The sequence below is a fragment of the Tessaracoccus sp. SD287 genome, from assembly GCF_017355265.1.
Lineage (GTDB): Bacteria > Actinomycetota > Actinomycetes > Propionibacteriales > Propionibacteriaceae > Aestuariimicrobium.
Genome location: NZ_JADIJQ010000051.1, coordinates 1 through 12,194, shown reverse-complemented (window position 1 = coordinate 12,194; position 12,194 = coordinate 1). Strand labels below are relative to the sequence as shown.

The 12,194-nt window shown below is 70.6% G+C and carries 13 protein-coding genes; 9 read left to right on the top strand and 4 right to left on the bottom strand.

The annotated features are described in order from the left end of the window. Positions 1 to 54: 54 nt before the first annotated feature. Positions 55 to 813, bottom strand: coding sequence for a class I SAM-dependent methyltransferase (locus IPV09_RS13620; protein WP_207475841.1), 759 nt, complete (start codon positions 811 to 813; stop codon positions 55 to 57). A gap of 42 nt (positions 814 to 855) precedes the next feature. On the opposite strand from IPV09_RS13620, the gene IPV09_RS13615 reads away from it, so the two are divergent. From IPV09_RS13615 to IPV09_RS14455, 8 genes are all read left to right on the top strand, one after another. Further along, positions 856 to 1,362, top strand: coding sequence for a DinB family protein (locus IPV09_RS13615; RefSeq protein ID WP_207475839.1), 507 nt, complete (start codon positions 856 to 858; stop codon positions 1,360 to 1,362). A gap of 87 nt (positions 1,363 to 1,449) precedes the next feature. After that, positions 1,450 to 2,469: a septum site-determining protein Ssd gene (gene ssd / locus IPV09_RS13610; protein WP_207475837.1), complete on the top strand. Its 1,020-nt coding sequence runs from the start codon at positions 1,450 to 1,452 to the stop codon at positions 2,467 to 2,469. Further along, positions 2,466 to 3,629, top strand: a complete 1,164-nt coding sequence (locus tag IPV09_RS13605) for a TadA family conjugal transfer-associated ATPase (protein WP_207475845.1) — start codon at positions 2,466 to 2,468, stop codon at positions 3,627 to 3,629. Before ssd ends, IPV09_RS13605 begins: the two co-directional genes overlap by 4 nt. Continuing rightward, the gene (locus IPV09_RS13600) at positions 3,626 to 4,450 is read left to right on the top strand and encodes a type II secretion system F family protein (protein WP_207475835.1); all 825 of its coding nucleotides are present in this window, start codon (positions 3,626 to 3,628) and stop codon (positions 4,448 to 4,450) included. The genes IPV09_RS13605 and IPV09_RS13600 overlap by 4 nt, the downstream gene beginning before the upstream one ends. Continuing rightward, on the top strand, positions 4,447 to 5,184 hold the full coding sequence (locus IPV09_RS13595; RefSeq protein WP_207475833.1) for a type II secretion system F family protein: 738 nt from the start codon (positions 4,447 to 4,449) through the stop codon (positions 5,182 to 5,184). Before IPV09_RS13600 ends, IPV09_RS13595 begins: the two co-directional genes overlap by 4 nt. Before the next feature lie 105 nt (positions 5,185 to 5,289). Further along, complete coding sequence (locus tag IPV09_RS14365; protein ID WP_242681641.1) at positions 5,290 to 5,574, top strand: DUF4244 domain-containing protein; 285 nt, start codon at positions 5,290 to 5,292, stop codon at positions 5,572 to 5,574. An 86-nt stretch (positions 5,575 to 5,660) separates the two neighbouring features. Continuing rightward, the gene (locus IPV09_RS13585) at positions 5,661 to 6,014 is read left to right on the top strand and encodes a hypothetical protein (RefSeq protein ID WP_207475831.1); all 354 of its coding nucleotides are present in this window, start codon (positions 5,661 to 5,663) and stop codon (positions 6,012 to 6,014) included. After that, entirely contained in the window at positions 5,915 to 6,400 is a 486-nt protein-coding gene (locus tag IPV09_RS14455) for an Rv3654c family TadE-like protein (protein WP_255521375.1), read from the top strand. The genes IPV09_RS13585 and IPV09_RS14455 overlap by 100 nt, the downstream gene beginning before the upstream one ends. Before the next feature lie 3 nt (positions 6,401 to 6,403). On the opposite strand, the gene IPV09_RS13575 is transcribed toward IPV09_RS14455, so the two are convergent. From IPV09_RS13575 to IPV09_RS13565, 3 genes are read right to left on the bottom strand one after another with little or no spacing between them, the layout of a single operon-like run. Then, positions 6,404 to 8,020: a glycerol-3-phosphate dehydrogenase/oxidase gene (locus IPV09_RS13575; protein ID WP_207475827.1), complete on the bottom strand. Its 1,617-nt coding sequence runs from the start codon at positions 8,018 to 8,020 to the stop codon at positions 6,404 to 6,406. 3 nt (positions 8,021 to 8,023) lie between these two features. Next, positions 8,024 to 9,532 (bottom strand): glycerol kinase GlpK, encoded by a 1,509-nt coding sequence (locus tag IPV09_RS13570; RefSeq protein ID WP_207475825.1) that lies wholly within the window; start codon positions 9,530 to 9,532, stop codon positions 8,024 to 8,026. A 54-nt stretch (positions 9,533 to 9,586) separates the two neighbouring features. Beyond that, the gene (locus tag IPV09_RS13565) at positions 9,587 to 10,984 is read right to left on the bottom strand and encodes an FAD-binding oxidoreductase (RefSeq protein WP_207475823.1); all 1,398 of its coding nucleotides are present in this window, start codon (positions 10,982 to 10,984) and stop codon (positions 9,587 to 9,589) included. A gap of 121 nt (positions 10,985 to 11,105) precedes the next feature. Here IPV09_RS13565 and IPV09_RS13560 point away from each other — a divergent pair, with 121 nt between their 5' ends. After that, positions 11,106 to 12,095 carry a YhfZ family protein gene (locus tag IPV09_RS13560; protein ID WP_242681642.1) on the top strand — a complete coding sequence of 330 codons (990 nt, stop codon included), beginning with the start codon at positions 11,106 to 11,108 and terminating at the stop codon, positions 12,093 to 12,095. Positions 12,096 to 12,194 lie beyond the last annotated feature (99 nt).

Here is a 12,194-nt window from a genome sequence, read left to right as displayed (position 1 = left end):
ACCAGGCTTCCCGACACACCTCAGGACACGGTACACCCCATGCTCGCCGGCCCCTCAGATCGGTATGACCAGCCCGTCGTCATCGACCTCGATGGGGGCAGTGAGCTCCTGGTGGTCGACTTCGGCCCGCCAGCACAGCAGCGTGTAGGGCAGTCGCAGGTCGCCGGCACCGGGGGCCGACTCGTCGTAGAGCGCGGCAACCGCGGCCAGGAACTCGCTGCGTTCGCGCTCGGCCAGGCCCCCTGCAGCCGGAAGGTTTGCCGCCATCGTGGTCAGGGACTGGCGCGAGGCGGGAACCCAGTGGCGGAAGCTGCGGTGCGTCGAGAACGGGAAGTACTTGCTGTCGAGCAGTTCGCGCACCGAGTCCGCGCCGAACGAACCGGCCATTGCCGATGGGTCCAACTCCTGGACCAGATGCACCAGGCGCCGCACCCACGGCACCGAATCGTCCCTGACCAGGTAGGACACGGCGGCGTGTCCACCGGGACGCAGCACCCGGGCCATCTCGGAGAGCACCAGCCCCGGGGCATAGCGGTGGAAGACCTGATGGGTGGCGACCACGTCGAAACTGCAGGGGTCGAAGGGCAGCGACTCGGCCTGGGCGGCGACCGCGGTGATGCCCGGCACCTGCGCCATGCCGCGCACCAGCCGGGTCTGCTTGTCGATCGCGAACACGTCATGCCCGGCGCGCAGGAAGGTGCGCGGCAGTGACGCCCCCGACAGGGTGAGCACGCGTTGGGGAGCCTCACCGACCAGCCAGTCGATCGCCGCGGGGGGCAGGTGGAATCCTCCCGACGGGGCTGGCGCAGACATGCAGACGATCCTAGCTTGGGCCGAGGGGCAAGACTGGGACCCATGAACTCACGCGAACTTCTGGCTGACCTGGCCGCCCGTCCGTTGGCGGCGGCCGGGCACCTGTGGGAGACCCTGACCGTCGACCGGCTCAACGTCCATCCCGGTGGGCACCCCAACTCGCCGGCCTGGCTGCTGTGGCACAGCGGACGCGAGATCGACCAGCAGGTGGCCGACCTGGGCGGGCCCGAGGTGTGGAACGCGCAGGGCTGGCGCGAGCGTTTCAGTCTGCCGGTGGCTGCCGACGAGCATGGCTATGGGCACACGGTGGAGCAGGCGCTGGCGGTCGTGGTCGAGGATCCCGCCTTGCTGCGCGACTACCTGGCCGCGGTCACGTCCGCCTCGGTGACCTACCTGGCCGGACTCGAGGAGACCGACCTCGACGACATCGTCGACGACCGGTGGGACCCCCCGGTGACCCGAGGCGTGCGGCTGGTCAGTGTCTACGCCGATGCCCTGGAACACATTGGCCAGGTCGCATACATCCTGGGCATGCCAGACGCCAGCTGATCGCGGGCCGCTGTGGACAACCCCGGAGCGCTGACAAGGTCTGTGGACAACTGAGCGGTTCTGGCTCGGCGTCCCCATAACCGTGGTGTGAACGAGCGGACGCGGGAGTCGTTGATCATCTGCCGGGACGAGGGGCTGGCGGAACAGGTGCTCGGCGCCGCCGCTGCCGTGCAGTCACCGATGCGGCGCGTGCGGGAGTCCGACGCGGTCAGGCAGGCCTGGAAGGGTGCCCCCACGGTCTTCGTGGGGGCCGACCAGGCGGCATGGCTGGCCGGGCTCGGGCTGCCCGCGCGTCGTGGGGTGCACGTGGTCGGCCGGACGGCCGCCGAGGTGATGGGCTGGTCGGTGCCCCTGGAGGCGGCGGTACTGGTGCTGCCCGAGCAGGCCGGATTCATCAGCACCATCCTTGACCAGGGCGCCCACGAGGGCGGCGGTCTGCTGCTGCGGGTGGTGGGGTCGGTCGGTGGGCTGGGCACCTCGACGCTGGCGACGGCCCTCGCGCAGGTTGGTGCCCGGACCCAGCCCACGGCCCTGGTCGAGCTTGCCGCCTGCGGTGGTGGACTGGACGTGATGCTGGGCGCCGAGGGGGTGCCCGGCTGGCGGTGGGACGAACTGGCGGCGGCATCGGGGCACGTGGGTGACCTGGCCGACCGGTTGCCTGCCCAGGCGGGGGTGCGGTTCGTGTCCGCCGGACGATCCGGCAGGCTTCCCGGCACGGAGGCCGCCACCTCCGTCCTGCGATCGATGCTGCGCAGCCATGCCCGTGTCGTCGTCGACGCCGGACGCGGCGAGCAACCCTCGGGCGAGCACTGGCCACAGGCGCGCAGTCTGCTGCTGGTCGGGGCCGACGTGCGCAGCGTGCTGGCCGCCCGGGCAGTGGTGGACCAGCGCGGCTGGAGCGACCTGGAACTGGTCGTGCGGACCGGCCCGGGACGCACCCTGAGGTGCCCGGAGGTTTCGGCGGCGCTGGGATTCGAGGTGCTGGCGACGATCAGCCACCATGGTCGGTTGCCGCACGACCTGGCCCACGGTGTCCCACCGGCACTGGCAACCCGCTCCAGGTTCGCTCGGGAGTGCGAGCGGATCTGGTCGGCGGTGTCGGCGTGACCGCCGAGGAGTTGGAGGAGGTCCGGCTGCGGCTGGCCGGTCTGGGGCGGGTGCACACCCCCGAGGACGTCGCCGCGGCGATGCGTGGACTGGGCATGGTCGTCTCCGATTCGGTGGTGCTGTGGGCGCTGGAGGCGCTGCGGCGCACCTCCATCGGCGCCGGGGTGCTGGACCCCCTGCTGCAGCTTCCGGGGGTCACCGACGTGCTCGTCAACGGCCCTGAGCAGGTCTTCATCGACCGGGGCGCCGGGCTGGAGATGACCGGGGTGCGTTTCGCCTCCGATGATGAGGTGCGCCGACTGGCGACCCGACTCGCGGCAGTCGCCGGCCGGCGACTCGACGATGCCGCGCCCTGGGTTGATGCCCGGATGGCCGACGGCACCCGCGTGCATGCCGTGCTGTCGTCGTTGGCCTCACCTGGGACGTGCATCTCGTTGCGGGTGCCCGCCCGACGCAGTCTCTCGCTGGAAGACTGGCGGACCGGCGGTGGCATCGACCAGACCGGCCTCGACGTCCTGCAGGCGTTGGTCGCGCGCAGGGCCGCGTTCCTGGTCAGCGGAGGCACCGGCTCGGGCAAGACGACGCTGTTGGCGTCCCTGCTCGGGTCGGTGGACCCCGACCAGCGGGTGGTGGTGGTCGAGGACTCCCGAGAACTGGCACCCGACCATCCACACGTGGTGCGCCTGGAGGGTCGTAGCGCCAACGCCGAGGGAGTGGGGGCGGTGACGCTGACCACGCTGGTGCGCCAGGCGCTGCGGATGCGTCCCGACCGGCTGGTGGTCGGCGAGGTGCGGGGCGGCGAGATCTGTGACCTGTTGATGGCCATGAACACCGGTCACGAGGGTGGCTGCGGGACGCTCCACGCCAACTCGGTCGCCGACGTTCCCGCACGGGTGGAGGCGCTGGCGGCGCTCGGGGGACTGGGACGGGAGGCGTGCCACGCCCAGGTGCTGGCGGCACTCGACCTCGTCGTCCATGTCGCCCGCTGGCCGGACGGCGCGCGCCGGTTGACCCAGGTCGGGGTGGTGGCCGGCTCGGTGGGCAAGCTGGTGATCGAACCGGCGCTGACCTGGGCGCCGGCCGCGGTCGTTCCGCGGCGGGGACCGGGGTGGGACGGCCTGCAGCGGCTGCTGTCGGGTCGTGCCTGGGACACGGCGTGATGGCCGCGCTGCTGGTCGTCACCGTCGCGGTGCTGGTCTGGCTGCTGGTGCCCCCACCAGCGCGTAGCCCGATGGCGGAAGTGGGGGCCGACTGGGGTGCGGACGGCAGCCGGAAGCCGCGGCGATGGGGCGGTGCCCGGCCCGGGGTGTTGCTCGGGGGGCTGGGCCTGGCGGCCGTGTTCTGGGTGCTGCTCGGCCCCGACTGGCTGCCGTGGTTGGTGGTCGTGACCGCGCTCGGCGCCACGACCGGGGCGGTGGTGGTCCGGGCCCGCGGCCACCGGAAGGCGTGGGCCACGGCGCAGGAGGTGGCCCGCGGCTGCCAGGTGGTGGCGGGCCAACTGCGCATCGGGCAGCTGCCGGTGGCGGCGTTGCAGGCGGCCGCCGAGGACTACCCGGTCTTCGGCCATGCGGCGTCGGTCCACCGGGTCGGCGGCGACATCGCCGAGGCCCTGCGGCAGGGCTCGCGCCAGCCGGGCGCCGGTGGCCTGGGCTCGCTGGCGGCGGCCTGGCAGTTGGCCGAACGTTCAGGCGCCCCGATGGCCGAGGCCGCCGATCGGGTGGCGGTGCACCTGGCCGAACGCTCCGCGCTGCGACGTTCGGTTTCGGGGGAACTGGCACCTGCTCGGGCCACCGGGAAGCTGCTGGCCGGATTGCCGGCGGTGGGTCTGGCCATGGGATTCATGGTGGGCGGCTCACCCGACGAGTTCCTGGTGAGCAACCCCGTCGGTCGCTGGATGCTGGCGCTGGCCGTGGTGCTGGCCTGTGTCGGGGTGTTGTGGACCGAGTGGATCGCCGACCACGTGGAACGCAGGACCCGGTGAACCCGGCCGTCGTGGCGGCGCTCGCCGCGGGTCTGCTGGTGCTGCTGTGGCGACCACCGCCGACGGGGCGTGCCCTGCTGGTCCGACGAGCCGCCTCAGCCTCGGCCCCCGCGGACCCCGGCAGCGGGGGCTCCGCCCGGGTGGTGGTCAGCGCCGCCGTGGGGCTGGGTCTGCTGGCGCTGGTGCCGTCGGCGTGGATGCTGGCCGGCGCGCCTGTCGCGGCCGCCGCCAGCTGGCTCTGGCTGGCCCGGACCGACAATCGCGGCATCACCCGACGCCGCCTGCGACTCGACGAGCAACTGCCGGAGACGCTGGGCCTGCTGGCCAGTGCCCTGTCCGCCGGGTCACCGACGCGGGTGGCGGTGGCCGAGGTCGCCACGGTCAGTCCCGCGGAGAGCCGGGCGGTGCTCGAGACCGTCGCCAGCCACATTCGGGTCGGCCGCTCCGAGCAGCAGGCCTGGGCCGGCATCGCCGCCGACCCGGTCCTGGCGCCGGTGTGGGGACCGGCGGCCCGCGACCTCGCCAGGAACGCCATCTCGGGCGCGGCGGTGGTGGCGGTGCTGCAGACGCACGCCGACCAGGCTCGGTCCCAGCACCGCAGCGAGATCGAGAAGCAGGCCAAGACGGTGGGCATCAGGTCGGTGCTGCCGTTGATGACGTGCTTCCTCCCGGCCTTCGTGCTGGTCGGGGTGGTGCCGATCATCGCCGGACTGGTCAGCACGTACCTGCCCTGAGGCCGAGTTGTCCACAGGGTGTTGTCCGTGCACCGCCCGACCAGGACGGCGACTCATGGTCGCGACGTACCCACGAGGGTGGGTCAGCAACCGAAAGGGAAACACATGTCCGAGATCTCCACCCCGGTCGGCGCCGCCCACGGCATCGACCTCCTCGACACCGAACCAGCCGGCCCGCGGCAGCGGACCTCGGCCATCGCCCGCATCCACCACGGCACCCAGCGCCTGACGCAGCGTGGCATGTCCACCGCGGAATACGCCGTGGGCATCCTGGCCGCCGTCTCGCTCGCCCTGGTGTTGCTGCGTGTGATCACCGACGTCGAGTTCTTCAAGGTGGCACTGAAGGTCGTCCTGAAGATCATGAGCTGGGTTGGCAGCCAGATCAAGTGAGCAGCGCCGGGTCGCTCCCGGCTTCCGCGGGTGGCCGGCGGTTGGGGGGAACCGACCGGCCACCCACCTTCTGGGAAGGAGACAGCATGCAACTCCGTCGGAGTCGTCGGGTCCGCCCGCGTGGCATGGTCACCCTGGAACTGGCGGTGGGGCTGCTGGTGGCGGCGTTGACCCTGCTCGGGGCATCCTCGGTGATCGGCCTGCTGATGCTGCAGGATCGTGCCGAGTCCATCGCCGGTCAGGCAGCCCGTCAGGCGGCCCGGGGTGACGCGCGACAGCTGCAACGGGTGAAGTCCTTGGCGCCCAGCAACAGCTCGGTCGAGGTGGTCACCACGAACGGATGGGTCCACGCCACGGTGACCGTGAAGCGCTCGTGGGGGCCGATCGGGCCAGTGGTGCTGCGGGCCCAGGCCCAACAACCAGTGGAGCCGGGCGCGTGACCGGGCCGACTGTCCGTGGCTTGGAGCGGGGCTCTGAGCGGGGCTCGGGCAGCGTGCTGAGCATGCTCATCATGGCCGGACTCGTCGGGTTCCTGCTGCTGGCCGCCTGGTCCATCGGCTGGGTCACCGCCTTCCACCGGGCCCACCGCATCGCCGACCTGGCTGCCGTCGCGGGCGCCCAGGCCATCACGGCCGGCCAGGACGGTTGCGTCATCGCCCGGCAGACGGCGCGCCGCAACGGCGGTGAAGTGACCGGCTGCATGCTGCGTGGGGCGATGCCGTCGTTCGTGCTGGTCGTCGAGACCTCGACCCCGCTACGACCTGCTGTGCAGCTTCCAGGCGCACCGTTGCGAGCAGTGGGCTCAGCAGCGGCCGGCCCGACCTGAGGATCAGCGGTGTCCGGGCAGGTGGGCGTGGACCAGCTTTCGGTAGGCCGCGACCTCGGCTCCGCGACGCTGCTCGTCCCAGCCCAGTTCTGCGGCCAACGCGGCGGCGATCTGGTCAGCGGCGGCCAGGCTGCCGGCAGCGTCCCAGAAGAACAGCGACGTGCGCCTCACCAGCAGGTCGCACAGTGTCAGCACCATCTCCTCGGCGACGCAGTAGCGCACCTCGGCCACGGTCAGCCCGCGCGGACCAACCACCTCCCGAGCCGCGGTGTCGTCCTGCCACTGGCGCAGGACGTGACCGGCATTGCTGCCGTAGCGCCGCACCCAGCTGCCGGCAATGTCGTCGGGCACGCCGAGTGCTGTGGCCGCGGCGAACAACCCCAGGGTGGTGCCCGGACTGCCGCCCGAGATCGGCGTCGAGGAGGCAACCGACGGGCCGACCGGTGTGCGGAGCTTCGTCACCGCGACCTCGACCAGGTGCTGGGCCATCACCCTGCTGCTGGTCAGCTTGCCGCCAGAAATCGCCAACAGCCCGGTCGGCCCCTCGCTGATCACGTGCTCGCGGCTGGTGTTTCCCGTCGTGGTGCCCGGGGCGGCGGCCACCAGCGGACGCAGTCCCGCCCACGAGCCCACGATGTGGTCCTCGGTCACCCGAGCGTCTGGAATGGTGTGGTTGGCCACGTTGAGCAGATAGGTGATGTCGTCCTCGTCGGGGGTCACCACATCCAGGTCACCCGCGAAGTCGGTGTCGGTGGTGCCGATGTAGACCAGGTCGTCCTCGAGTGATGGGGTGGGCCAGACCACTCGGTTGTCGTCGGGGGAACGCAGGAACACGGCGGTGTTGAGCGGGAAGTCGCTCTTGCGCAGCACGATGTGGACGCCCTTGGTGGGGCGCAGGCTGTTGGCATGGTCACCGCGTTCGAGCGCCAGCGTCTGGTCGGTCCACGGACCGGTGGCGCTGGCCACCACGCGAGCATGGACCTCGACCACGTTGCCGTCCAGCTGGTCGGTGATCCGGACCCCGCGGGTGCGTCCACCCTCGACCAGCAGGCCGGACACGGCGGCATGGTTCAACAGCTGGGCACCTGCCTCGGCGGCACCCTTGGCGTGGTCGACGGTCAGTCGGGCATCATCGGTCAACACGTCGTAGTACTGCCCGGCGCCCAGCAGGCCGTCGCGACGCAAGTGTGGTTCCAGATCGAGGACCTTGCGCGCCGACAGCATCCGGTGGCGTCGCTTCATCCACTCCCCGGAGGCCGCGTCGTAGAACGTCAGGCCCGCGTTCAGCAGCGTCCTGCCCTCGGGGTAGCCGTCGTAGAGCAGGTACAGGAACGGACGCACCTCGGTCAGGTGGGGGGCCAGTGTCAGCATCCGTTCGCGTTCCCGCAGCGACTCGGCCACCAGGGCGAACTGGTAGGTCTGCAGGTAGCGCAGCCCACCATGGATCAGTTTCGACGATCGGCTGGACGTGCCGGCCGCGAAGTCGTCCTTCTCCACCAGCAGCACAGAGAGTCCGCGCAGGGCAGCCTCGCGTGCGGTGGCGACACCGGTGATGCCGCCACCAATCACGATCAGGTCAAACAGGGTCTCGGCCAGGTCAGCTGGGCGCGAGCGTCGCATGGCTCACTCCCGGCTGTCGCTCTTGAGCCAGCCACGGGAACGATCCACGGCGCGCCGCCAGGTGGCGTAGGCGCTGGCCCGTTCGGTCTCGTCCACGGCCGGGGTGAAGCTGCGGTCGATCTCGACGGTGGCGACTGCCTGCTCCGGGGTGTCCCACACCCCGGTCGCCAAGCCCGCCAGCAGCGCTGCGCCCAGGCTGGTCGCCTCGGTGTTCTTCGGACGGGTGACCTCGGCGTTCAACTGGTCTGCCTGGAACTGCAGCAGCAGGTTATTGCGGGCGCCACCACCATCGACGGCGATCGTCGAGATGGCGTGCCCCGACACCTTGCTCATCACGTCGATGAAGTCCCGCACCGAGAAGACGATGCCCTCCAGGGTGGCCCGTGCGAGGTGCCCCCGGGTGGTGCCGGGGCCAATGCCGAAGATGGTGCCGCGGGCGTAGGCATCCCAGTAGGGGGCCGACAGACCGGTCAGGGCGGGGACGAAGTACACCCCGCCGTTGTCATCCACGCTCTGGGCGAGTTCCTCGGACTCGGCCGACTGGCCCAGGATCTTCAGCCCGTCACGCAGCCACTGGACGGCGGCACCCGTGGAACCGGCGTAGCCCTCCAGTGCGTAGACGGTCTCGCCGCCGATCCGCCACGCGATCTGCGAGGTGAGGCCGCTGGCCGTGTCGATCACCGGGGTGGTGCCGATGGTCATGTCCAAGAAGGTGCCGGTGCCGTGGGTGCACTTGACCATGCCGGGCCGGATGCATCCCTGCGCGAAGAGGGCCGAATGCTGGTCGGCGATGGCCGAGGCAATCACCACCTCGGCACCGAAGACCTCATGGCTGGTCGTGCCCAGCCGCCCGGAGTCGTCGACCACGCTGGGGTACATGTCGACCGGAATGCCCAAGGCGTCCAGCCACTCCTGGTACCACTGGTCGGTGGTCAGGTCATAGGAACCGGTGACCGAGGCATTCGACGCGCTGATCACGTGGGTGCTGCCGCCGGTCAGCTTGTGCACCAGCCACGAGTCGATCGTCCCGAAGGCCAGGCGTCCGGCGTCGGCCAGGTCGCGCAGGCCCTCGACATTGTTCAGCATCCATTCGAGGCTGAGGGAGGAGTAGACCGGGGCCAGCGACCAACCGGTGCGGCTGTAGACCTTTTCTCCCCACTCGGGTCCCAGTTCGGCGGCGCGGTCGGCGGTGCGGGTGTCCTGCCACACGATGGCCCGGGTCACCGGCTCACCCGTCTGGCGGTCCCATACGACGGTGGTCGCGCGCTGGTTGGTGATGCCGATCGCAGTGATCTCGGCTGGGGTGAGCGCGGCCTGGTCGAGTGCCTGGCTGATCATGCGCTGGGTGGCGTCCCAGATCTCAGTCGCGTCGTGCTCCACCCGGTCGGGGCCCGGGTGGTACTGGGGGAACTCGGTGTAGGCGGTGGCGACGACCTGGGCAGCGGCGTCGTAGATCAGGGCGCGGATTCCGGTGGTGCCGGCGTCGATGACGAGGATTCGGGTGGAGGACATCATTGGCTCCTGGGTGGTCGGACGAGCAGGTGGTCGGACGGGGCGGATGATCAGTCAGAGACCGAGCTTGCCGGGGTTGAGGATTCCGGAGGGGTCGAGAGCTGCTTTCAGCTTCCGCAGCACCAGGTGCGCCGAGCCGAGGGAGCGGCGCGAGTAGGGCGAGCGGGCCAGACCACCGCCGTGGTGATGGGACAGCTCGGCGCCGTGGTCAAGGCAGACGGCCATGGCGACGTCCCAGATGCGCTGGATGCGGTCGACGGCGGCCGGGTCGCTGTCCACGTGACCCAACAGGATGACGTACATCGAGGTCCCCTGGGTGTACACGTGGGAGAAGTGCGCCAGCACCTCATCGGCGAGCGGGGCCAGGGCCGTCTTCAGGTCGTCGTACAGACCGCCGATGCCGTCCCAGTTGTGCGCCACCTCGATGGTCTCGGCGAAGCCCCCGGTCTCCGCGACCAGGTTCTCGACGGTGGAGAAGTCGAAGCGTCGACCCATCCAGGCCTCGACGCCCTCGGCGCCCAGCTGGTGGCCACCCCGGGCAGTGACCAGACGGGCCAGGGTCGCCAGTTCGGCATCGACCATTTCGGCGGCGCCGCGAGATCCCAGGAACAGGACGGGGCTGTCGAAGCTGGGGTCCTGCATGGCATGGCGCGCCTCGTCGGTGTCGTAGAGACGCAGCAGGTAGGGGCGCAGACCGAGTAGTGCCTGCTCGCGCATCACCTGCAGGCCGGCCTCGACGGTGGGCAGGGCCCACGTCTGCAGGGCTGTCGGCAGGTCGGAGGGAAAGACCTTCAGCGTGACCGAGCTGATCAGGCCCAGAGTGCCCTCGGACCCAATGAAGAGCTGCCGCAGGTCTGGTCCCATGGCGGCACGCGGTGAGGCCTTCAGGTCGACGGTCTCACCGGTGGCCAGGATCACCGAGTACCCGCAGACCAGGTCCTCAATGCCCCCGTACATGGACGAGAACTGGCCGGTCGCCAGTGTCGCCAGCCACCCGCCAACGGTCGAACGATGCAGGGACTGCGGTGAGTGGCCCAGGGTCAGTCCCCGGGTGTTGAGCAGATCCTCGAGGGCACCGCCATTGAAGGACGCGGTCGCTGTCACGGTCATGTTCTGCTCATTGACCTGGTGGTCGGCCGGCACCCCGGAGACGTCGAGCACGATGCCACCGTTGACCGGCAGGGGTTGGCCGGTGACCGAGGATCCGAGGGCGCGGACCGTCACGGGAATGCCGTGCTCGGTGGCCACGGCCAGGACGGCGGGCGCGTCGGCGAAGTCGGTCAATCGGACCACGACATCGGCCTGGTAGGGGTGCTGCCCGATCATGGCGCGCTTGGTCGACAGGGGCCAGGTGTCGCGGCTGCTCTGTTCACGCGACGCAGCCGAGGTGTCGACGGCCTCGGCGCCCACGACCGCTCGCAAGGACTCAAGTGCCGAAGGGTCGATCTGCATCTCGCTCCTAGTAATCCAAAAGTGGAGTATTGTCGTGACTATTCCAGTCGCACCTCAGGGTGTCAAGAGTCCTGGGGGTCACGGGCGCTACGCTGCAGCCGAGGGGGCAGGGGTGGACAGGATGCATCAGGGTGCGCAGCAGGGACTGCAACCAGCCATGCGCGCATTGGCCCTGGACGCCCTGGCCAAGGGTGCGGGCGCCACCCTCGCGAAGAACACGACCTGGCGCGACGAACTGGGCATCAGCGCCGGAACCATCCAACGCGCCCTGGACGTGCTGGCCGAGCGTGGCGCGCTGCGCACCATCTCGCGCGGGCACCTCGGTCGGCGCATCGAGTCGGTGGACGCCGGCGAATGCTGGCGATCGGCGGGACTCGAGCCGCTGCGGGTCCTGCTCTCCCCGGCCGGTGCGGTCGAGATGGACGTCCTGGAGTCGACCCTGGCCGAAGAGCTCACCAGCATGGGAATCCCGCACACCATGCGACACCTTCGTGGCGGAGCACCCCGGATCGACTCGGTGACCGCCGGGGAGCACGATCTCACCGTCGTCTCGACGGGCACCCTGGCGGGTGTCCGCAGTCTGGCCGGGGCCGGATGGCGGGGATTCGAACGACGGCTGGGCCCCGGCACCTACTACGCTCCCGACCAGTTGGTCGTCCTGCGGCGCCAAGCAGACGTCGACGGCCATGTCGAGCCCACACGCGTCGCCATCGACCGCGACTCCTTCGACCATGAGGCGCTCACCCTGGCCGAGTTCCCCGTGGAGGAAGCTTCGGTGGAGTTCGTGGACGTCCCATTCCCGGACGTGCCGGCCTACGTCCACGCCGGCGTCGTCGATGCTGGCGTGTGGCACGTCACCCGCTCGGCCATCCCCCCACGCCAGGTCGGACTCGCCCTGCTGGCCTTCCAGCGGCCCCGGGGGCGCGCCGTGCGGGACGACCTGTCCGGCGCCGCCGTCGTCGGGTGGGCGGGACGTCCCGAGATCCGTTCCGTGCTGGACGCGCTGGTCCTCGACACCCTCGACGGCGACCAGCAGCAGGGATTCCGGGACGAGGCTGATCGCGAGGCGCAACTGTCACGCGCGGCGGCGAGTCACAGGGTTCAGTTGTAGGCGTGTGCTCGGGCGTGGATACGCATGAGGATGGCCCAGTTGTCGGGGTCGACGTCGTCTGGTCGTTCGGGTTGGATGGGTAGCGAGGGTGCTGCCTCC

Coding starts and splice junctions, on each gene's coding strand:
- IPV09_RS13570 (WP_207475825.1), bottom strand. CDS start 9,532: ATGTCCTCCACCCGAATCCTCGTCATCGACGCCGGCACCACCGGAATC.
- IPV09_RS13585 (WP_207475831.1), top strand. CDS start 5,661: ATGCAACTCCGTCGGAGTCGTCGGGTCCGCCCGCGTGGCATGGTCACC.
- IPV09_RS13565 (WP_207475823.1), bottom strand. CDS start 10,984: ATGCAGATCGACCCTTCGGCACTTGAGTCCTTGCGAGCGGTCGTGGGC.
- IPV09_RS14455 (WP_255521375.1), top strand. CDS start 5,915: ATGGGTCCACGCCACGGTGACCGTGAAGCGCTCGTGGGGGCCGATCGG.
- IPV09_RS14365 (WP_242681641.1), top strand. CDS start 5,290: ATGTCCGAGATCTCCACCCCGGTCGGCGCCGCCCACGGCATCGACCTC.
- IPV09_RS13560 (WP_242681642.1), top strand. CDS start 11,106: ATGCATCAGGGTGCGCAGCAGGGACTGCAACCAGCCATGCGCGCATTG.
- IPV09_RS13620 (WP_207475841.1), bottom strand. CDS start 813: ATGTCTGCGCCAGCCCCGTCGGGAGGATTCCACCTGCCCCCCGCGGCG.
- IPV09_RS13575 (WP_207475827.1), bottom strand. CDS start 8,020: ATGCGACGCTCGCGCCCAGCTGACCTGGCCGAGACCCTGTTTGACCTG.
- IPV09_RS13615 (WP_207475839.1), top strand. CDS start 856: ATGAACTCACGCGAACTTCTGGCTGACCTGGCCGCCCGTCCGTTGGCG.